The sequence below is a fragment of the Streptomyces echinoruber genome (assembly GCF_014651135.1).
Classification (GTDB): domain Bacteria; phylum Actinomycetota; class Actinomycetes; order Streptomycetales; family Streptomycetaceae; genus Streptomyces; species Streptomyces echinoruber.
Genome location: NZ_BMWH01000005.1, coordinates 169,165 through 185,967, shown reverse-complemented (window position 1 = coordinate 185,967; position 16,803 = coordinate 169,165). Strand labels below are relative to the sequence as shown.

15 protein-coding genes and 4 pseudogenes are annotated in these 16,803 nt (G+C 73.5%); 9 read left to right on the top strand and 10 right to left on the bottom strand.

Going from position 1 to position 16,803, the window contains the following annotated elements; translation table 11 throughout:
• Window positions 1–201: 201 nt before the first annotated feature.
• Window positions 202–423, top strand: a pseudogene (locus tag IE225_RS33020) (DUF1348 family protein); the annotation flags it as partial.
• Between the two features lie 283 nt (window positions 424–706).
• Here IE225_RS33020 and IE225_RS09835 read toward each other — a convergent pair.
• Window positions 707–1,102, bottom strand: a complete 396-nt coding sequence (locus IE225_RS09835; RefSeq protein WP_190057004.1) for a hypothetical protein — start codon at window positions 1,100–1,102, stop codon at window positions 707–709.
• A gap of 209 nt (window positions 1,103–1,311) precedes the next feature.
• Here IE225_RS09835 and IE225_RS09830 point away from each other — a divergent pair, with 209 nt between their 5' ends.
• Complete coding sequence (locus IE225_RS09830) at window positions 1,312–1,866, top strand: hypothetical protein (RefSeq protein WP_190057003.1); 555 nt, start codon at window positions 1,312–1,314, stop codon at window positions 1,864–1,866.
• A gap of 48 nt (window positions 1,867–1,914) precedes the next feature.
• Here the strand turns inward: IE225_RS09830 and IE225_RS09825 are convergent, their stop codons facing one another.
• Window positions 1,915–2,445, bottom strand: a complete 531-nt coding sequence (locus IE225_RS09825) for an NUDIX hydrolase (RefSeq protein WP_190057002.1) — start codon at window positions 2,443–2,445, stop codon at window positions 1,915–1,917.
• An 837-nt stretch (window positions 2,446–3,282) separates the two neighbouring features.
• On the opposite strand from IE225_RS09825, the gene IE225_RS09820 reads away from it, so the two are divergent.
• The 3 genes and pseudogenes from IE225_RS09820 (at window position 3,283) to IE225_RS09815 (ending at window position 4,308) form a co-directional block, all read left to right on the top strand.
• Window positions 3,283–3,477: a DUF1348 family protein gene (locus IE225_RS09820; RefSeq protein WP_190057001.1), complete on the top strand. Its 195-nt coding sequence runs from the start codon at window positions 3,283–3,285 to the stop codon at window positions 3,475–3,477.
• Window positions 3,478–3,489: 12 nt separating this feature from the next.
• Window positions 3,490–3,687 (top strand): annotated as a pseudogene (locus IE225_RS33015) (DUF6445 family protein); the annotation flags it as partial.
• 162 nt (window positions 3,688–3,849) lie between these two features.
• Window positions 3,850–4,308, top strand: a complete 459-nt coding sequence (locus IE225_RS09815; protein WP_190057000.1) for a hypothetical protein — start codon at window positions 3,850–3,852, stop codon at window positions 4,306–4,308.
• A 109-nt stretch (window positions 4,309–4,417) separates the two neighbouring features.
• Here IE225_RS09815 and IE225_RS09810 read toward each other — a convergent pair.
• Window positions 4,418–4,745, bottom strand: a pseudogene (locus IE225_RS09810) (alpha/beta fold hydrolase); the annotation flags it as partial.
• Between the two features lie 310 nt (window positions 4,746–5,055).
• Between IE225_RS09810 and IE225_RS09805 the strand changes: the two are divergent.
• The 3 genes and pseudogenes from IE225_RS09805 to IE225_RS09795 all read left to right on the top strand — a co-directional run bounded on the left by IE225_RS09805 (window position 5,056) and on the right by IE225_RS09795 (window position 8,777).
• The gene (locus IE225_RS09805; protein ID WP_373303154.1) at window positions 5,056–6,435 is read left to right on the top strand and encodes a serine hydrolase domain-containing protein; all 1,380 of its coding nucleotides are present in this window, start codon (window positions 5,056–5,058) and stop codon (window positions 6,433–6,435) included.
• A gap of 57 nt (window positions 6,436–6,492) precedes the next feature.
• Window positions 6,493–8,558 (top strand): annotated as a pseudogene (locus IE225_RS09800) (TerD family protein).
• A gap of 75 nt (window positions 8,559–8,633) precedes the next feature.
• Window positions 8,634–8,777 carry a hypothetical protein gene (locus tag IE225_RS09795; protein ID WP_190056998.1) on the top strand — a complete coding sequence of 48 codons (144 nt, stop codon included), beginning with the start codon at window positions 8,634–8,636 and terminating at the stop codon, window positions 8,775–8,777.
• A 114-nt stretch (window positions 8,778–8,891) separates the two neighbouring features.
• Here IE225_RS09795 and IE225_RS09790 read toward each other — a convergent pair whose 3' ends face one another.
• The 7 genes from IE225_RS09790 to IE225_RS09760 all read right to left on the bottom strand — a co-directional run bounded on the left by IE225_RS09790 (window position 8,892) and on the right by IE225_RS09760 (window position 14,765).
• Window positions 8,892–9,224 carry a TcmI family type II polyketide cyclase gene (locus tag IE225_RS09790; RefSeq protein ID WP_190056997.1) on the bottom strand — a complete coding sequence of 111 codons (333 nt, stop codon included), beginning with the start codon at window positions 9,222–9,224 and terminating at the stop codon, window positions 8,892–8,894.
• 218 nt (window positions 9,225–9,442) lie between these two features.
• Window positions 9,443–9,922: an SRPBCC family protein gene (locus IE225_RS09785; protein WP_190056996.1), complete on the bottom strand. Its 480-nt coding sequence runs from the start codon at window positions 9,920–9,922 to the stop codon at window positions 9,443–9,445.
• Between the two features lies 1 nt (window position 9,923).
• Window positions 9,924–10,202 (bottom strand): acyl carrier protein, encoded by a 279-nt coding sequence (locus tag IE225_RS09780; RefSeq protein WP_190056995.1) that lies wholly within the window; start codon window positions 10,200–10,202, stop codon window positions 9,924–9,926.
• Between the two features lie 138 nt (window positions 10,203–10,340).
• Window positions 10,341–11,594 carry a ketosynthase chain-length factor gene (locus tag IE225_RS09775; RefSeq protein ID WP_190056994.1) on the bottom strand — a complete coding sequence of 418 codons (1,254 nt, stop codon included), beginning with the start codon at window positions 11,592–11,594 and terminating at the stop codon, window positions 10,341–10,343.
• Complete coding sequence (locus tag IE225_RS09770; protein ID WP_190056993.1) at window positions 11,591–12,865, bottom strand: beta-ketoacyl-[acyl-carrier-protein] synthase family protein; 1,275 nt, start codon at window positions 12,863–12,865, stop codon at window positions 11,591–11,593. The genes IE225_RS09775 and IE225_RS09770 overlap by 4 nt, the downstream gene beginning before the upstream one ends.
• Window positions 12,862–13,290: a cupin domain-containing protein gene (locus IE225_RS09765; protein WP_190056992.1), complete on the bottom strand. Its 429-nt coding sequence runs from the start codon at window positions 13,288–13,290 to the stop codon at window positions 12,862–12,864. Before IE225_RS09765 ends, IE225_RS09770 begins: the two co-directional genes overlap by 4 nt.
• A 305-nt stretch (window positions 13,291–13,595) precedes the next feature.
• Entirely contained in the window at window positions 13,596–14,765 is a 1,170-nt protein-coding gene (locus tag IE225_RS09760) for a SchA/CurD-like domain-containing protein (RefSeq protein WP_190056991.1), read from the bottom strand.
• A 230-nt stretch (window positions 14,766–14,995) separates the two neighbouring features.
• Between IE225_RS09760 and IE225_RS09755 the strand changes: the two genes are divergently transcribed.
• Window positions 14,996–16,729 (top strand): FAD-dependent oxidoreductase, encoded by a 1,734-nt coding sequence (locus IE225_RS09755; RefSeq protein ID WP_190056990.1) that lies wholly within the window; start codon window positions 14,996–14,998, stop codon window positions 16,727–16,729.
• The last annotated feature ends 74 nt before the right edge of the window (window positions 16,730–16,803 follow it).

Sequence of the window (16,803 nt, the reverse complement as noted above, 5' to 3'; positions counted from 1 at the left end):
GCGGACCACGGGCGGGACGGCTGCTGGGGTCATGCGCGCCAGTTACCTGGACATCAGTGTCTCGTGTCGGCCGTCCCCGGTCGGGGTGGTTGGCTGTGCTTCCCAGCCACATGGCGAGGCCCGGGAGTTCGTTGTTGTCACCGATGCGGCGGCCCGGGTGCGCACCGGCCCGTGCCTGGCCAGCGGATCGAGCTCTGCTCCGATCGAGCGGCTGGCGCCCGGTTCAGGTGGCCGCGCTGGCGGCGCGGCGCGGCGGGCCGGTGGTGGCGCGGCTACGGCAACGAACTGTGGGAGTTCGACGAGCGCGGCCTCATGCGGCGCCGCGAGGCGAGCATCAACGACATCGCCATCAGCGACGCCGACAAGCGTATCCGCGGTCCCCGGCCCGCGGACGATCACGGGGTCGACATCCCGCTCCGGTAGCAGCCGCCGCCCCCACGCCGTCCGGACCGTTCGGCACAGCGCGCGCCGCCCGCCCCGGCACGGCCGTGGACGATCGCCCACCGATCACCCACCGATCATCCACGGTCGGTCACCGATCGCCCGCCGGCCGCTCACCGGCCGGTGACGGCCTTCCCGAAGCGAGGTCGTCGGTGGAGCGGGCGCGGGAGGCTGCCGGGCCGGGCTGGATCGAGGCTCCGCGGCGGGAGGACCCTTCCGGCCCGGTGGTTTCCGGCCCGGGCGGCGGCACCTGGGAGGGGCGGGTTTACTGTCGTGCGGCGTGCTGTCGGCGGGTGGCCTGTTCGGTTTGCCGCTGCTGGGGTGTCAGGCCGACACGGCGCTCGGCTTCCTGAACTGCCTGCTGGATAAGGCCGTTGATGTCGTTCGGCTGCCGCTTGGCGGTCTGGGCCGCTTGGAGGGCGTGGGCGACTTCCTTGGCGGCTGCGGTCTTGGCGCGCTCGATCGGATCCGGTGCCGCGGCGGCGGCCGTGAGCCGGGCGACGGTAGCGTCGCCGTCTTGCGCGGAGCGGTCGGCCAGTACCTGGGCTGCGGAGGTGCCCGCGGACTCGGACCGGGGGAGAGGCCGGTCGCGGGCCGTGGTGGCTTCGGGCGTGCCCGCTGTGGCGAGGTGTTCGGCGAGGACCTTGATCGCCTCGCGCACGGTGGGCGCCTGCCGATTGACTCCGGGAGAATCTCGGGCGGGACGCCCGTGGCGATCAGTGGGGAGCCCGGGACCTTGACCGTGACCGGTGCACCGTGACCGGTGCGGATCCGCCGGCCGGGCTGATCTCGGCGGGCAGCCGACGCTCGCCGATGCCGGGGCCCACTGGCGTTCCCCGGTGCGTCGTCTCGATTCCTTAAGATCATGACGTGTTGGTCGCACGTTCGGCGCAGGAAGCGCACACCTACATGGATCTCCGTGCCTGCGCCTGCGGCGCGGCAAAGTTCGAGCGGCAGCACCGCCTGGAGAACCGGACCGGGGTGCTGGTCAGCGTGTACGAGGGCGCCTGCGCGCAGTGCGGTCGTACGCGCTCGTTCGAGTTCACCCTCTCCGAGGACCGGCCGCCCGCGCCCCCCGCCTTCGGCGGTCCCGAACCCTCGCGGATCATCGACCCGGGCGAGTTCTTGTGGATCAGCGACCGGGTGTCGGCCGAGGCCGGGCGGCAGCTGCTGAGCACGCCGCCCGCCGAACACCGGCAGGTCCGCCCGGCCACGGCGTACGCGATCGCCGCGCTGGAGGAGGTCGCCAAGTTCCTGCCCGACGACGCCGACCGGATCCCGCAGGACCGGTTCGTCTCCGAACGGGGACGCGCGATGTACGCGCAGGACCCGACGCGGTTCACCCGCAAGGACATCACCGCCGCGCTCGAACTGAAGCGGAAGATCCTGGCCGACATCGACCACTTCAGCCCGCCGCAGGGCTGACAGCTCCCGGGAGCCGGCGGCCCGGTTCCCGGCCTCAGGCCTCAGGCTTCAGGCCTCCAAGTCGAGCAGGAGCGCCATCACGCCCACGAGGGTCGCGCTGCTGACGATCTCCCGCCTGGCGATCATGCCGCGGACGCTGCTCAGCGGGATCCACTCCAGGCGGTCCGACTCGTTGCGCTCCGTCGGCTCGCCCACGCGCCGCGCCCCGTCCGCGCGGAAGACGAAGTGTCGGGAGTCGGTGATCCCCGCGGCCGGCTGCGCGTGGATCAGCTCCCGCATCGCCCCCGGGCGCCACCCCGTCTCCTCCTCCAGCTCCCGGGCGGCCGCGCTCGCGGGCGCCTCACCGTCCTCGACCAGGCCCATGGGCAACTCCCACGCCCAGGTGTCGGTGACGAAGCGGTGGCGCCACATCATCAGCACGTGCTCCCGCTCGTCCACCGCCGCCGCCACGGCGAGGTCCCGCAGCCGCACCACGTGGTAGTCGGTGCGGGTGCCGTCCGGCTGCTCCACGTCCAGCGACCGCAGCCGCACCCAGGGGGTGTCGTACAGCGTGCGCTCATCGTGAACGGTCCATCGCATGTCATACCTGCTCTCTTCCGCGGGGCCGTGCCCACTCCCGGGCCTTGTGATGATCGCTCACTGCGCGGCCGCCGCGTGCGGCCCACCGGGGCGGCTTCGTACGCGGTAAGGAGCGGCGTTTCGACAGCAGTTCGGGCGGCGCCGAGGATGCCGGCGTTCCTTGGGGGTCCACGGCTTCGGGGGGCGCCGCAGACACTCGGGAGGCGACGACGCCGGCCAAGCGTCCGCAACTGGTCATCGACTGAGGGCAAAAGCGCTGGTTACAGGTGTAGACGGTCGATCGTGGCCGCGCCGTTGCCGACCATTACGCCCTGGGGCAGAGGTGCCTCCCGTTGAGCGCACCGACCTGCTCGGTGCACAGGCTGCCCCGTAAAAGGCGCTCCGCGCCGGCCAGCCGCCACCAGAATGATCAGGAAGCCGGTTCCGCAGGCAGCCACCTGCGGAACCAACCATGTGAACAAGGAGAGTTCATGCCGAGCCCCGACTCCGCCAACGCCGCCGATCGGTACGCCAACGTACCGACAGCAATGGTGTACGACACGTTCGCCGAGACGGCCGCCCAGCTGACCGGCCGTTAGGTCTACCTCTCGGACAACGCTGCCGGCCCTGAGGAGCGCGAGCAGTGGTGGCAGAAGGTGATGGAGCTGCGGAACACCAAGCGGGCCGTCCCTCCTTACGACCGGGAGCAACTCATCGCGCACATCCAGCGCTGGAGGGCCGAACTGGCGCGGCTGAAGGACGACCGTGGCTGAGGTCGGCCCCACATCGTGCGCGGGTACTTCCCTGCCCGCCACGTCCGCTACACGACCAGGCAGGAAACCAGACCGTTTCGGCTCAATGTGTTTCCGCGGACTCTCCCGACGCCTTCCTGCGCTCGGTGCGCATGAGCAGCGCTTCGTGACGGGGGAGCGGTGGAACACCCGCGGTCCCCGAGTGAGGGTGCCGTCCTGCGGGCCGGAGTCGACATGGCGGAACCGGGACACGTTCGTCAGTGACCGCGGGGAGATCGTCGCTTTCCTCACACAGAAGTGAGAGCGCGAACCGGCCCCGCACATCAATCCCGTCGAGGCCCTCGGCACCCGCTACGCGGCCCCGGACGCCTTCGAGGAGGACGTCCGCGTCCCCCACCAGGTCCCCGGCCAGGCCAACCGGTTGCTGCTGCACCACGCCAACCTCGTACACAGCGCGGTCGGTTGCTGCGGCACGACGCCGGAGGACAAGCGGATGACGGCGGTCTTCTTCTGTGATGGGGTGACGGCCACCGCCCGGTCGGCCGCCGTGACCGACGGGGTGCGGGCGCCGGCCGCCACCCCCCGAGTTCGGCCCCGGTGGGCCGGGAGGACAATGCCGTCCATGGTGGGCCACCGGACGGCGACCCACCGCCGACGAGGGGGGGAACACCGCATGACCGTCACCTGGCGCAGTGCCGTCTCCTACGCGCTCACCGTCACCGTGCTGTCCTTCCTGACCGGAGCCGCGGTCGACCTCGCCTGGCAGGCCCCCTTCGGTGACTTCGGTCTGTGGGTGTCGGTGTGGGCGGGGAATCCCTGGAGTGCGGTCTTCGTGGGGGCGGCGGCCACCGTTCTGACGCTGACGCGCCGCCTGACCGGCCCGCTGCCCGTGTGGCGGGTGCCGCTGATCGACGGCTCCGCCTATCTGGTCGTCCTGTTGGTCTGCGCGGGCCTGGAGTCGTGGGCGTACGGCGATGAGGCTCCGGCCGACTCCGCGTTCGCGATGGCGTCCTTCGCCCTTCTCACGCTGCAACTGCCCTCCGCGTGGCTGCTGATCGTCTGGCGGGCCCGGCATCTCGACACCGTCCTCACCCGGGCCGCGCTCAGGGCCGCTCGGGCGGACGGGCGGTGACAGCGCCATCAGGTGGGTGATGAGCGCATCGGGCAATCGGCGCCGCGGCCGGAGCCGATCAGAGGGTCCCCGGCAGCACCGCCGCGGTCGCGCGGGCGTGGCGGGTTGGGGCCGGGGCGATCCCCACCGCGGCGCAGGCGAGGGCGAACGGCGCGCCCTGTGAGTTTCCGACGACAGCCGGGCGCCCCAGTCCCAGCCCCCGCATCTCCCAGCCCCCGTATCGCGCAGAGCCGGCGCATGTCGTCGGCGAAGTCGGAGAAGTCCCGTCCGGGCGCGGGCGTTGAGGCGCCGAGTCCCGGGCGGTCCACGGAGGCCAGGCGCACGCCGAGCGCCTCGACGACGTCCGCGCCGGAACCGAGCCACCGGCTCGTGGCCGCGCCCGGACACAGCAGAACGGGAACCCCGTCCGGCGGCCCCCACTCGGCCCAGCCCGGCAACCGCCCGTCGGGCAGACGACTTTCACCCAGCCGGGCGGGAGCGCCGGCGTACACAGTCACGAGTACACAGTCACGATCAGCATCATGGGCGTGGACGGAACACCTCGCACCCGACTTTCACCGCCCCTGAACAGGGTGATTCGGGCTCTTTCCGATGGCTCGATCCTTTCCGTGCCTCCCTGTGCGATTGCTGTGTGATCATCCGCTGGAAGGATGTGCGAGCCGCCCGCGGTCCGAAACGATCTCTCTGACCCATCTGACCCATCCGTCAACCACGCCAACGCCCGCACCGCCAGGGGAGAAACACACCGTGGGCATCACCCGTCGCTTACGAGGCGCCGTCCTGGGCGTCACGCTCCTGCTGACCACCGTCACCACCGCTACCGCCACCGCCGCTCCCGCCACCACCGCCACCTCCGCTCCGGCGGCACCCGCCGCCACCACCACCTCCGCTCCCGCGGCACCCGTGTCGACGGCGGCCCGGCCGGAGTCCCTGGACCGGCCCGCCCTCGCCGGCACCCTCGACGCCGTGCACCAGGCGGGCATGTACGGCATCCAGTCCGCCGTCCGCGACGGCGCCGAGCACTGGGGCGGCGCCTCCGGGGTCGCCGACGTGGACACCGGGCGCCCGATGCGGCCCGGCATGGGCCAGCGCATCGGCAGCATCACCAAGACGTTCACCGCCGTCGCCGTCCTGCAGCAGGTGGAGCGCGGCCGCATACGCCTCGACGCGCCCGTCGCCACCTACCTGCCGGACCTCATACCCGGCGAGCGGGGCCGGCGGATCACCGTCCGCATGCTGCTGAACCACACCAGCGGCATGGCCGACTACATCGCCGCCGCCTTCCCCTCCCTCACCCGGGACTCCACCGCCAGCATCGACGAGGGGCGCTTCCGCTCCATCCGCCCGGAGGAACTGGTCCGCCTCGGCCTCGCGGAACCCGCCACGGGAGAACCGGGCGCCCTGCCCGGCCACTACTCCAACACCAATTACGTCATCGCCGGCCTGCTCCTGCGCAAGGTCACCGGCCAGGACCCGGCGACCTACCTCACCCGCCACGTTGTCGCCCGCGCCGGCCTGCACCACACGTACTTCCCGCGCACCCCGTACCTCAAGGGCCCGCACCCGCGGATGTACGAGTCCTGGTACGGCCTGATCGACCCGCCCCGCGACTACAGCGTCTACGACATGTCCTGGGCGTACACGGCGGGCGCCCTCGTCTCCACCCCGGACGACCTCAACCGCTTCTACCGGGCCCTGCTCACCGGCCGCCTCCTCGCCCCGGCCATCCTCGCCGAGATGCAGCGCACGGTTCCCGTCGTCGTCGGCCCCGGCGTCACCGTCGACTACGGCCTCGGCATCTACACCTTTGACTTCGGTTCCTGCGGCCGCTTCTGGGGTCACGAGGGCGGTGTCTTCGGTGCCGGCACGATCGCGCTGACCAGCGCCGACGGCAGGCGGCAGATCGCGGCCGCCTGGAACCTGATGAAGTACCAGCGCCTCAACGCCGACGGCACCGGCCTCGAACCGAGCCCGATCGACGCCGCCATCAACACCCACATCGGCCGCGCCCTGTGTCCCGCCGCCCCCGCCACGCCCCTGCGGCACCCGGCCCTGCGCCGCGCGGAGACCGGTCCTGGGCAGGGATTTTTCGCCGGAGCACCCCGGCCGGCGGCCGACGGGCGCTAGAGTGACCGGTCTTGCATCCGGGGGCTTTGGTCTTGTGTGGGGGGTTTCGTGCACCAGATGGTCAAGGGGGCCAACGTCGGCCTGTCCGCGTTGAGCGAGAACACCGGTTCCGTCCTCGTGAGCCTGCGCTGGGCCAGTCCGACCGGCGAGGGCGACGCGGACGTGTCCGTGCTGCTGCTGGGCGCCGACGGCAAGGTCCGCAGCGACGCGGACTTCTACTTCTACAACAACCCGGTGGCGCCCGACGGAAGCGTGCAGCTCCTCGGCAAGACGCCCACCGCGCAGGGCAGCGAGGACCGGATCGGCTTCGACCTGACCGCGATCCCGGACGGCGTCGAGCGGATCGTCGTCGCCGCGAGCCGGTACGAGGGCACCTTCGGGGAACTGGAGGACGTCCAGGTCGGGTTGGCCGACGCAGCCGGTGAGGACCTGCTGCGGTTCGCCGTCGACGACGCCGGGCCGGTCCGCGCGCTGCTCTTCGGCGAGTTGTACCGGCGGGCGGGGGAGTGGAAGTTCCGGGCCGTCGGGCAGGGGTACGACACCGGGCTCGCGGGGCTGGCGACGGACTTCGGCGTCGACATCGACGACGACGCGGGCGAGGCCGGAACCGAACCGCAGGACGCGGCGGAACCGCAGGAGGCTGCGGAGCCGCAGGAGGCGCCGGTTCCGGCACCGCCCGCCGGGCAGGTCGCCGAGCAGGCCGTCGGCCGGCCCGTCCGGCGGCCGGCGGCCCTGGGCGCCGTACCGTCCCCCGGCGGCCGGAGGAGGACGCCGGGCCGCGGCAGAAGGCGGCCGCCCGGCCCCGTACCGCCAAGAAGAAGGTCACGCTGCCGAAAGCGCCGAAGAAGTCGCTGGCGGAGAACGAGTCGTGGCGGCAGGCCCGCCTCTTCCCGGTCTCGGCGCTCAAGAGCGACCGCGAGCGGGAGATGCGGGCCACGTCGGTGCTGCTGTCGGTGATGGCGCAGGTGCCGGAGTTCGGCCGGCGGCTCACCGCCGCGTTCGGCGCCCCGGCGGGCCGGATGGAGACGTTCACCGAGGTGTCCCTGCCACACGGGGACACCCCGCGGCGCCCCGACGGGGTGATCCGCGTGGAGCGCGCCGGCAAGCTGTGGACGGCGCTGGTCGAGACGAAGACCAACGGCAACGCGCTCAGGACCGAGCAGGTGCAGGCGTACATGGACATCGCGGCCCGGCGCGGCTACGAGGCCGTGATCACGCTGTCCAACGACGTCGCCCTGGAGGGCAGCCCGCTCGTCGACGTGCGCATCGACGGGCGGCGCAAGCACAAGGTGGCGCTGTGGCACCTGAGTTGGGCCGAGGTCGCCCACCAGGCGCAGATGCTGATCCGGCACGAGGGCGTCGGCAACGCGGCGCACGCCTGGCTGCTGCAGGAGCTGCTGCACTACCTGCAGCACGACAACTCCGGCTGCCACGGCTTCCAGAACATGGGCGCCGCCTGGGTGCCGGTGCGCAACGGCATCGACGACGAGACGCTGTGCCAGGGCGACCCGCGGGCCCTGGAGGTGGTGGAGAGCTGGGAGCGGCTGATCCGCCAGGTCTGCCTCACCCTGGGCGGTGAGCTCGGCCAGAAGGTGCTGCCCGTGCAGCGGTCCCGGCGCGGCGGCGACCCCGCGGCCCGCCGCGCCCGCCTCGCCGACCAGTTGTGCCGGGACGGCCGGCTCCAGGCCGAGCTGCGCATCGAGGGCACGCCCGGCGTCCTCGCGGTCACCGCCGACCTGCGCACCGGCAAGCTGCGCACCTCCCTCGAGATCCCGGCGCCCGAGCAGGGCTATCCCCTCTCCTGGGCGAAGCGCCTGGTGCGGCGCCTGGCCGAGGCCCCGGCCGACCTGCACATCGAGACGCTGGTCGAGCAGGCGGCGGGCGGCGCGGGCGGCCCGCGCGGCACCCTGGAGAAGCTGCGCCCGGAGCCGGCCGACCTCCTGCCGAAGGACGGCGCCCCGATCACCGGCTTCCGCCTCTCCCTCTTCAAGGGCATGGGCAGCGGCCGCGGCAACGCCGAGACGGGCTTCATCCGCAGCGTCGACGACGCCGTCCGCCGCTTCTACGCCACCGTCGTCACCCACCTCGAACGCCCGGCCCCGCGCCGCACCGCGGCGGTGTGACACGCGTCATTGCCGATGTGCGGCGAAATGTGCTGACAGTGAGGTTCGACCGCATCCCACAGAGAGCACAGCCCCATGAGTCAGCACGTTCACGTCCGTCTCCGTGCCGGTCTGGCCGTCTCCGAGGACGGTGAGCTGGTCGAGCACTCCCGCTGCCGCTGCGGCGAGACCTGGGTCCGCACCTACCGCGTCGACGACACCGACCCCGAGCGCGAGTAGGGGCGGTGCCGGGCCGACGGGCCCACAGTGCCCGGTGCCCAGTGCCCGGTGCTCGTGGACGGGGCCCCGGCGCGTGGTGCGCCGGTGCCCGTCCGATCGGTCGTGCGCGGGACGTCACCGCGTCGCGTTCCGCTCCCAGCGGTAGAAGAGGTGCGCCATGGCGTCCTTGGGGCTGCGCCAGGTCTCCGGGTCGTACGCGGAGACGTACGGCGTGAGGCGCTCGCTGATCGTGCGGAACTCGGGGTGGTCGGCCATGCGGGCGATGGCCGGGGCGGGGTCCTGCTCGCTCTCGATGAGGTGCAGGTAGACGTCGCCGAACTGGAACAGGCTGCGCCCGCTGACCCCGATGAGGTGGGGCAGCTCGCCCCGGTCGGACTCGGCGAACACCCGGGCGATGTCGTCGGCCGCGCCGGGCTTCATCCGGGCGACGATGAGGGTGTGGTGCATGGGGCGGGCCCCTTCGATCGGGTTCGTTCTTATCCGGTTTGGTTCGGTTTGTTTCGATTTGATTCGGTTCAGTTCGGTTTGATTCGGTCGGTTCGGTGAGGTCCACCGGAGCCCGGTGGGGCTTGTGGGCCCGGCGGAGCCTGATGGGCCCTGTGGAGCCTGGTGGGCCCTGTGGAGCCTGGTGGGGCTCGATGGGGCCCGGTGGGCCCCGGCCGGGGTCAGTCGCTCGCGGACGCGGGGACGCGGCGCTCGCCGGCGGCCTGCTCGATCCGGTCGCGGATGAGGGCCATCTGCGTACGGGAGTTGCGGTTGATCATCTCCGCCATGCCGGCGTCGTCCACGGGCGCGTCCGGCTTCATCGCGAAGTCCTGGATCCAGCGCATGCGGGTGCCGCCGGGCACGTCGTCGTACTCCCAGCGGATGTTCATGTACTGGAAGGGGCCGGTCTCCACGCGGCGGGCGCGCACCGTGCGGGTGGCACGGTCGGGGGTGCGCTCGGAGACCCAGCTCCACACCCGGCCCTCCTCGTCGGGGTGCATGGTGAGCCGGAACGTGGTGCGGTCGCCGTCGCGGTCGAGGATCTCCACGGAGGCGTACTCGCTGAACAGGTTCGGCCAGTTCTCCAGGTCGTTGGTCATGTCCCAGACCAGGTCGAACGGCGCGTTGATGACGATCTCGTTGTCGGTGTGCGAGGACATGTCACGCCCCTTTCCGCAGCGCGCCGTTGACCTGGGAGAGGAACTCGGCGGGCGTCTTGCAGCGCTCCGTCTGCTCCGGCAGGGCGCGGCCGTAGCGCTGCTCCAGCTCGGCGACGATGCCGAGCAGGCCCAGCGACTCCAGGCCGAAGGTGTCGAAGCCCGCGTCGGCCTGCTCCCGGAGCCGGGCGGGGTCGACGTTGACCCCCGCGACGCGCTTCATCAGCGCGGCCAGCTCCTCGAGGGTCACCTCGTTCGTCACATCGCTCACTTGGTCGGTCATGGGGTGCGCTCCTTCACTCGCGTCCCGGGTCGGATGGGACCGGGGTGGTGCCGGGGTGGTGTCGGGGTGGTGTCGGGGTGATGTCGGACGGGGCCGGGGCGGTGCCGGGGTGGTGTCGGGGTCTCGTGCGGTGCCCGGTCACCGCTCGGGGCCAGTGGCGTCGCCCCGGCGCAGCACCAGCGCCGAGTTGAAGCCCAGCAGCCCCCGGCTGAGGACCAGGGCCGTGCGCACGTCCGCCGGGCGGGCGCGGCCGGTGACCAGGTCCAGGTCGTGGCAGCAGTCGGTCACGTGGGGCGTGGGCGGGACCAGGCCGTGCTCCAGGGCGAGCACGGCGGTCACCGCGTCCACCACCGGCGCCGCGCAGTAGGCGCGTCCGAGGCCCGTCTTGGGCGCGGTGACGGGCACCCGCCGGGCGTGCGCGCCGAGCGCGTCGGCGAGGGCCAGCGCCTCCGCGCGGTCCGCGTCCGGCACGCCGAGGGCGTCGGCGAAGACGACGTCGACGTCCTGCGGGCGGCAGCCGGCCTCGGCCAGCGCGGCCTCGATCGCCCGCGCCAGCCCCTGCCGGGACTCCGCCCAGCGGGAGGCGCCGGTGAACGTCGCCCCGTGCCCGGCCACCGTCGCCCGCACCTCCGCGCCGCGCTCCCGCGCCGCCCGCGCCTCCTCCAGCACCAGCACGCCCCCGCCCTCGGCGGGCGCGAACCCGCAGGCGTCGGCGGTGAAGGGCCGGTAGGCGCGCTCCGGTTCGGCGGCGCGGCTGAGCTCGGGATAACCGAGCTGGCAGACGATGGAGTACGGCGCGAGCGGGGCCTCGGCCGCGCCGGCCACGATCGTGTCGGTGCCGCGCCGCACGGCCTGCGCGGCGTGCCCGAGGGCGTCCAGGCCGCCGGCCTCGTCCCCGGCGACCACCCCGCACGGCCCCTTGAAGCCGTGCCGGATGGAGATCTGGCCGGTGCTGGCCGCGTAGAACCAGGCGATCGACTGGTACGGCCCCACGTGCCGGGGCCCCTGCCCCCACAGCTTCTGCAGCTCCCGCTGCCCGAACTCGCCGCCGCCGGAGCCGGCCGCGGTGACCACGCCCACGCCGTACGGCGAGTCGAGGTCGGCCTCCGCCAGCCGGGCGTCCTCCAGGGCCATCCGGGCGGCGGCCAGCCCGAAGTGCGTGAACCGGTCGGTCTGCACCAGGAAGGTCTCCTCGACCAGGGCCGCCGGTTCGAAGCCGCGCACCTGCCCGGCCACCCGCAGGGGGTAGCCGGTGCAGCCCTCCCGCTGCAGCGGGGCGAGGCTGCTGCCGCCGTCCGCGGTGGTCTTCCACAGGGCCTCCACCCCCAGGCCGTGCGGGGTGATGGCACCGAGGCCGGTGACCACCGCCCGCCGGGGTTCTCGTCCGCTCATCGCCGCTCCCTTTCCGCCCCGGGGCCGGTCAGTACGACCGCCGACTGGAACCCGCCGAAGCCGCTGCCCACCGACAGCACCCCGCGCAGCCGCCGCTCGCGGGCCTCGCGCGGCACGTAGTCCAGGTCGCACTCCGGGTCGGGCGTCTCGTAGTTGGCCGTCGGCGGCACCACCTGGTGGGTGAGGGCCAGCACGCACGCGGCGACCTCGATCGAGCCGATCGCGCCGAGCGAGTGGCCCACCATCGACTTGATCGAGCTCATCGGCGTGGCGTAGGCGTGCTCGCCCAGCGCCCGCTTGACCGCCGCGGTCTCGTGCCGGTCGTTCTGCTGGGTGCCCGAGCCGTGCGCGTTGACGTAGTCGATCGCCGTCGGGTCCAGCCGGGCCCGGTCCAGCGCGGTCTCGATGGCCCGCGCCATCTCCAGGCCCTCCCGGGTCAGCCCGGTCATGTGGTAGGCGTTGCCGAAGGTGGCGTAGCCGGCGACCTCGGCGTACACCCGCGCGCCGCGGGAGCGGGCGTGCTCCAGCTCCTCCAGGACCAGGACGGCGGCGCCCTCGCCCATCACGAACCCGTCGCGGTGGGCGTCGAAGGGGCGGGAGGCGTGCGCCGGGTCGGCGTTGTTCGGCGAGGTCGCCTTGATCGCGTCGAAGCACGCCATGGTGATCGGCGAGATCGGCGAGTCGGAGGCGCCCGCGACGCACACGTCGATGCGGCCCTCGGCGATGGCGTGGTAGGCGTGGCCCACCGCGTCCAGGCCGGAGGTGCAGCCGGTGGAGACGGTCTGCGCGGGGCCGTGCGTCCCGAACTCCTCGGCGACGGTGGAGGCCAGCGCGCTGGGGGAGAAGGCGCGCTCCAGGTGCGGCCCGGCCCGCCGCTCGTCCACGTCCCAGCGCGCGCCGCGCTCGCTGACCAGGACGTAGTCGTGCTCCAGGCGGGTGGTGCCGCCCACCGCGGTGCCCAGCGTGACACCGGCCCGCCAGGGGTCCTCGCGCGCCATGTCCAGTCCCGCGTCGGCCACCGCCTCGCGGGCGGCGACCAGCGCGAACTGCACGTACCGGTCGCAGCGTCGGACCGTCTCCGCGTCCAGGCCGTGCGCGGCCGGGTCGAAGTCGCACTCGGCGGCGATCTGCGACCGCAGCCCCTCCGGGTCGAACAGGGTGATGCGGCGCGTGGCGGTCCGCCCGTGCGCGAGCAGGTCCCAGAAGCCGGGCACGCCTATGCCGCCCGGGGCGACGACGCCTATGCCGGTGACGGCGACCCGCCGGGTCATGACACCACCTCGGCGGACGCGTCCTGTGGCGTCTCCTGCGGCGTCTCCTCGGTGTCCACGTGCCCGAGCTCGGGGCGCGGCGCGAGCGGGCCGAGGTGGAAGACGAGACGGGCCTCGGTGTCGCCGACGTTGCGGAAGCGGTGGCGCACGTTCTTCGGGATGAACAGCCCCTGGTCCACGCGCAGGGGGTGCGGCTCGCCGTCCAGGTCGACCTCGAGGTCGCCCGCGACGATGTACACGAACTCCTCGGAGTAGGGGTGGTAGTGCTCGCCGATGCGCTCGCCGGGCCGCACCACCGCCATGCCCATGAAGCCGCTGGTCGAGCCCACGGTGGTGGGGGTGAGGACGGCGCGTACGTCGCCCCCGCGCCGGCGGTTGGGCGCGACGGCGCGGAAGTCGACGATGCCTGCGTGCTGTTCGTTCATGTGGGTCACTCCGAAAGGGGTCGGTAGGGGTGGCCGGTGGGGGAGGCGGGCCGGGAGCGGTCCCGGGACCGCGGGCCGGGGACCGAGGACCGAGGACCGGGGACCGGGGACCGAGGACCGCGGGTTGTGCCGGTTTCTTTCGACGGCGCGGGTGCTGCCGGTGCCGCGGGTTCCGCCGGTGCCGCGGGTTCCGTTGATCCCGTTGGTCCTGCCGTTTCCGTCGGTCCTGCCGTTTCTGTCGGTTCCGCCGTTTCCGTGGGTTCCGCCGTTTCCGTGGGCGCTGCCGTTTCCGTGGGTTCCGCCGGTCAGGAGGCCGGCGACCGCCGGTCCGTCAGCGGCCGCATCCGGGCTTGCGCGAGCAGCCGCGGCAGCGTGCGCTCGTCCGTCAGGGACCCGTCGACGCCGAGTGCCGCCGCGTCCAGCAGCCGTTCGGCCTCGGCGCGGGCGGCGGCGTCGGACAGGCCCAGCACGGCGCCGGGCGCGTCCTCCGGCTCACCGGCCACGTCGACGAGCCGTACGACGAGGTCCTCGCGGTGGAAGACGGTGCACGCCGCCACCGGACCGTCCCCACCGGGCACGGCCGCCGCGTCCTGCGCGGCCAGCAGCCGGGCCAGCGCCTCCCCGGCGCCCGGCCGGGCCGGGCAGAACAGCGCGCACCGCCGCACCTGCGGGTCCGTCTCGCGGCCGGACGTCACGTGGTGCACGGCCGGCATCGCCGCCCGGGTGAAGAACTGCCGCGCGGAGAGCGGGTCGGTCAGGTCCCGCTCCTGCTCCAGGTAGGGGTCGACGGCCTGCTCCACGGCCCGCACCTGCGGCTGCCGGGCGACGTGCCGCAGCGCGGCCTGCAGGTCGCCGCGCACCTCCACCGCGCGCACCACCCGGTTGCCGTGCAGGAACAGCGAGGTGCGCAGCAGCCGCGTGGTGTCGTCCACGCGCGGCTCGGGGGACTCGTAGCCGGAGAGGATCTCGGCGACCTTGGCCTCGCTGCCGGGCTTCACGGTGAAGGTCAGCGCGTGCCGGACGACGTTGTCACCCGGCCGGGGAGCGCTCTGCAGCCCGCCGAGCCCCGGCGCGGGCGGCGCCGCGCCGGCGGTCTCCCGCAGCACCGTGTAGCGCAGCGACCGGGTGTCGCGCACGCAGCTCTGGAACGGCTGCACCGTGTCCAGGTGCTCCTCGCTGTTGACCCAGGCGAGGAAGGGCGGGGCACTCTCCCACTCGCTGGTGATCAGCCATTGGGTGGGGTTCTCCAGGGACTGGCAGAGCTGGTCGCCGAGGTGCCCCGGTACGGAGGCGACCCGCTGGCACATGTGCTCGTAGGCCGCCAGGAACTCCTGCTGGGCTCCGTCGTGGATGTCCACCATCAGCAGGACCCGCACGCGGGACCCGTCGAACGCGGTGGTGGAGACACCGTACGGAGCCGCCTGCCCGGCAGGGGACACCGCCGGGGCCGTCGGCCTGGCAGGGGACACCGTCATTCGGCACACCTCTTCCTCGGGTACGGGGGACCGGTCGCCGCGGCACGGGACGCGGTGCCCCGCACGGGACGCACGGCGTCGGCCGGGACGCACGGCACCGGTCGCGTGACCACGATCGTGAGCCGAGCCGCGCGCCACCGCGAACCAGGCGGGTTAAGCGGGTGAAGCCCGATCGGCGGCGCGCCTGGCGTGGCATGCATGTCACGGACCCAACGCGCTGGAGGCGAGTGATGCACGAAGAAGCCGATCACAAGGTCCCGGTCCTCATCGTCGGCGGTTCCCTGGTCGGCCTGTCGACCTCGGTGTTCCTGGGCCGGCTGGGAGTGCGGCACACCCTGGTGGAACGCCACGCCGGGACCTCGATCCACCCGCGCGGGCGTGGCAACAACGTCCGCACCATGGAGCTGTTCCGGGTGGCGGGCACCGAGCCGGGCATCCGCCGGGCCGCCGCCACCCTCGCCGATAACCACGGCATCCTGCAGACCCCGACCCTGGTCGGCGACGCCGGCGAGTGGCTGTTCCGGGAGATCGACCCGGGCGGCGGACTGGCCCGCTTCTCCCCCACCACCTGGTGCCTGTGCAGCCAGAACGACCTGGAGCCGGTGCTGCTCGACCACGCCGTGGAACTCGGCGGCGACCTCAGGTTCTCCACTGAGCTGATGTCGTTCGAGCAGGACGCCGACGGGGTCACCGCCCTCGTCAAGAGCCGCCGTACGGGCGACCACACCACCATCCGGGCGGACTACCTCGTCGCCTGCGACGGCCCCCGCAGCCCCGTGCGCGAACGACTCGGCATCGGGCAGAACGGCCCCGGCGACCTGTTCCACAACATCAGCGTCACCTTCCGCTCCCGCCGCCTGGCCGACGTGGTCGGCGAGCGCCGCTTCATCGTCTGCTACCTCACCCGCCCCGGCGCCGACGGCGCCCTGCTGCCCGTCGACAACCGCGAGCACTGGGTCTTCCACGCCCCCTGGTTCCCCGACCGGGGCGAGACGCTGGAGGACTTCACCGACGAGCGCTGCGCGGCCCACATCCGCCGGGCGGTCGGCGACGACACCCTGGACGTGGAGATCACGGGCCGGGCCCCCTGGCACGCCGCCCAGCGCGTCGCCGAGCGCTACCGCGCCGGCCGGGTCCTGCTGGCCGGCGACTCCGCCCACGAGATGTCGCCCACCGGCGCGTTCGGCTCCAACACCGGCATCCAGGACGCCCACAACCTCGCCTGGAAACTCGCCGCGGTCCTCGGCGGCTGGGCGGACGAGAAACTGCTGGACACCTACGACACCGAGCGCCGCCCGGTCGCCGAGGCCACCAGCGCCCGCGCCGCCGCCCGCTCCGCGGAGCACAGCCACCCCGGCTACGCCCCGGGCCCCGAGGCGGGCGCAGGGGGCGGCGGCCGCCCCGGCGGCATCCTCAACGTCGCCCTCGGCTACCGCTACCCCCGCGGCGCGGTCGTCGGCGCCGACCCCGCCGGCCCGGTCGTCCCCGAGCGGCTCTCCCTCACCGGCGAGCCCGGCAGCCGCGCCCCCCACCTCTGGGTGCGCCGCCGCGACGCACGCCTCTCCACCCTCGACCTGTACGAACGCACCCTCGTCCTGCTCACCGGCGCCGGCGACCCCGGCGGCTGGCACGCCGCCGCCACCCGCCTCGCCGAGGACACCCCGGTCCCCCTGACCGCGTACCGCATCGGCCACGGCCCCGAGGCCGACCTGTTTCCCGAAGATCCCGAGGACTCCGGGGACACCGGGGACACCGGGAACACCGGGAACGCCGGGGACATCGGGAACGCCGCCAACGTCGGCGGCGCCTCCGGCGCCGACTGGGCGGCCCGCCACGGCACGACCCCCTCCGGCGCGGTCCTCGTCCGCCCCGACGGCTTCGTGGCGTGGCGCTCGGCGGGCGCGGTGCCGGAGCCGGAGGGCGTGCTGCGTCAGGTGGTGGGGGCGGTGCTGGGCAAGGGGTGAGAGCAGGCGCGGGGTCCTGACGGCGGGTGTGCTTCTCCGGGAGAACAACCGGCGCGGCCGCCGATCGCCGGAGC

Coding starts and splice junctions, on each gene's coding strand:
- IE225_RS09825 (WP_190057002.1), bottom strand. CDS start 2,445: ATGCGATGGACCGTTCACGATGAGCGCACGCTGTACGACACCCCCTGG.
- IE225_RS09820 (WP_190057001.1), top strand. CDS start 3,283: ATGTGTTTCCGCGGACTCTCCCGACGCCTTCCTGCGCTCGGTGCGCAT.
- IE225_RS09815 (WP_190057000.1), top strand. CDS start 3,850: ATGACCGTCACCTGGCGCAGTGCCGTCTCCTACGCGCTCACCGTCACC.
- IE225_RS09795 (WP_190056998.1), top strand. CDS start 8,634: ATGAGTCAGCACGTTCACGTCCGTCTCCGTGCCGGTCTGGCCGTCTCC.
- IE225_RS09790 (WP_190056997.1), bottom strand. CDS start 9,224: ATGCACCACACCCTCATCGTCGCCCGGATGAAGCCCGGCGCGGCCGAC.
- IE225_RS09785 (WP_190056996.1), bottom strand. CDS start 9,922: ATGTCCTCGCACACCGACAACGAGATCGTCATCAACGCGCCGTTCGAC.
- IE225_RS09780 (WP_190056995.1), bottom strand. CDS start 10,202: ATGACCGACCAAGTGAGCGATGTGACGAACGAGGTGACCCTCGAGGAG.
- IE225_RS09775 (WP_190056994.1), bottom strand. CDS start 11,594: ATGAGCGGACGAGAACCCCGGCGGGCGGTGGTCACCGGCCTCGGTGCC.
- IE225_RS09770 (WP_190056993.1), bottom strand. CDS start 12,865: ATGACCCGGCGGGTCGCCGTCACCGGCATAGGCGTCGTCGCCCCGGGC.
- IE225_RS09765 (WP_190056992.1), bottom strand. CDS start 13,290: ATGAACGAACAGCACGCAGGCATCGTCGACTTCCGCGCCGTCGCGCCC.
- IE225_RS09760 (WP_190056991.1), bottom strand. CDS start 14,765: ATGACGGTGTCCCCTGCCAGGCCGACGGCCCCGGCGGTGTCCCCTGCC.
- IE225_RS09755 (WP_190056990.1), top strand. CDS start 14,996: ATGCACGAAGAAGCCGATCACAAGGTCCCGGTCCTCATCGTCGGCGGT.